The 2076-nt window shown below is 72.3% G+C and carries 2 protein-coding genes; one reads left to right on the top strand and one right to left on the bottom strand.

The features are described from left to right. The coding region (locus ACFWEP_RS34270) for an RICIN domain-containing protein (RefSeq protein WP_387376161.1) at positions 1–1489 on the bottom strand (1489 nt) is incomplete at its 3' end. Positions 1490–1800: 311 nt separating this feature from the next. Here ACFWEP_RS34270 and ACFWEP_RS34265 point away from each other — a divergent pair. Next, positions 1801–2052, top strand: coding sequence for a hypothetical protein (locus tag ACFWEP_RS34265; RefSeq protein WP_387376159.1), 252 nt, complete (start codon positions 1801–1803; stop codon positions 2050–2052). Positions 2053–2076: the final 24 nt, after the last annotated feature.

Genomic DNA, 2076 nt, shown 5'->3' with positions numbered 1-2076 from the left:
CGTGGGCCCGCAGGACCCACTCCTGCGGGCCCAGGCCGTTGCAGGTCCACTGCTGGACGTTGCCACCGGCGGCACGCGAGTCGCCTGCCACGTCCAGGCAGTGCCCGCTGTTGGCGTTCACCAGCCGGTACCGCGCCCCGTCCACGGCCCCGGCGGCGTCGCCGCTGCCGGTGACCGGTCCGGTCGCCACGTACGGACGGCAGACCGAGCCGTCCCAGTCCGTCGCGATCTGCAGCACCGTGCGCCCGTCGGCGGAGGGCAGCAGCGGAGAGCTGTAGTTCGGGCAGTACGTCGCGGTCGGGGCCGTGACCCGCACCGGGGCCTCGATCTCGTACCACGGGCCGGTGCCGTTCTCCGTGTTGGCGAGGATGGTGCGCCCGCTGTCCGCCGCGGGCGTGCCGTCACGGTTGAGGAGTTGCTGGCCGACGAGCAGGATCCGGCCGTTCGCCCCGCCGCCCGGCGCCGGAGCCCACGCGATGGTGGGCGCGGCACGGAAGTACTTGCCGTCCACTGTCTCCGGGCGGTACCCGAGGAACGTCGGCGATCCCCAGTCCCAGCCGTCCGGAGAGGTGCGGTAGTGCACCACGCACTGGTACTGCCCGCCCGGATTGCAGATCTCATAACTCATCAGGTACGTGCCGTTCGGCAGCCTGCGCACCACGGGCATTCCGGGCCGGTCCGGCTCCCAGGCGCTCGCCACCGTGTCGCGGCGGTCCTGCCAGTGGATCCCGTCGTAACTGCGCGCGGCCGACAGCTTCTGGTCGTGGGCCGCGTCGGTCTCGTCCGCGTAGTGGCAGACGAGAGCGCCGTCGGCGGCCACGGAGAACTCCGGTTCCCACAGCCCACCGGTCCCGGACGCGGTGGCGCAGGAGGAGAGATAGGACCAGGTGCGGCCCACGTCGGTGCTGCGCCAGACGCGCAGGGCCATCCGCCGGTCCGGCTCGTCCTGCCCGGCCGAGGCGGCCCACAGCAGCGTGCCCGCGGGCAGGGCTCCGACCTGCTGCGGCAGTTCGAACAGGGTGGAGCAGCACAGGCCCTGCCCGTTCGCCGACTCCGGGTCGGCGACCCTGCCCACCTGCCGGAAGGTCGCTCCGGCGTCGGTGCTCTCGTGGACGGCTCCGATGCCGTTGTTGCCGTCGAAGGTCACCACGCTCGCGAGCACCCGGCCGTTGGCCGCGCCGCTGTGCTCCAGCCGGATGGCACGGGGGTAGAGGCCCGTACCGCTGCCCAGAGGTGTGCCGGTGGCCGAGAGGGAGACCGCCTGGGACCCGGCCCCGGGAAGTGCGGACGCGAGGGACTGTACGGGGGCGGGTACGGCCGACGCGCCGGCCGCCGCGAGCGTCAGGCCCAGCACCGCGACCACGACCGCCAGGACGGCGCGCAGCGATCGTCCGGCACGGTGACCGCCGGTCGGGGGAGCCGCGCGGGGAGACCGGGCGGAGAGGGAGACGGGGGTGGGGCGGAGCGGTCGACGTAAGGAAATGAGCACGGGTGTCCTTCCTGAAGGCGCTGTGACGCGACAGGGCGGCCTGCGGGTACGGGCCGCGGCTGTCGTCTCTTCGGGTTCGTGCACGGGGAGCGCCGATGCGGGCAGCGGTGCACGAGCGGGGGGTGCGGACCTGCTGACAGCGCCACGGTAAAGCGGCGTATACATCGATGTACATAGGTGTGCGGAACGGCGGGTGCCTCCCTCCGCGCGCGGCGGGGTCCTCGCCGTGTCGTGACCACGTGGGTCACGTCGGACGAACAAGCGTGTGTGGAACGGAGTTTCCGCCGGAGCGCGAGGGGCAGGCGACCGGCATGGACAGAATCGAAGAAGTCGTGGAGACGCAGGGCGACCTGCACCATGTGGTGCTGGCGGCGGACACCAACGGTGACGGCAAGCCCGACGTGTGGATGACGGACACCACGGGGGACGGGGCCGCGGATCTGTACCAGTTCGACACCACTGGGGACGGTGAGGTCGACGTCACGATGGTGGAGCGCTCGGAGACGGCCGGTCAGGACCGTGTCGTGGTCGAGGGCGACGGCGGTCACCCGGTGGAAGGCTGAGCACCTCTTCGCCGTCGCACGTGT

The organism is Streptomyces sp. NPDC060198, from assembly GCF_042728415.1.
In the GTDB taxonomy this organism is placed as follows: Bacteria; Actinomycetota; Actinomycetes; order Streptomycetales; family Streptomycetaceae; genus Streptomyces.
This window is presented reverse-complemented; position numbering and strand designations above follow the sequence as displayed.

What these genes read in the sequence shown, in the direction of transcription:
- ACFWEP_RS34265 (WP_387376159.1), top strand. Translation starts at nt 1,801, where the DNA reads ATGGACAGAATCGAAGAAGTCGTGGAGACGCAGGGCGACCTGCACCAT.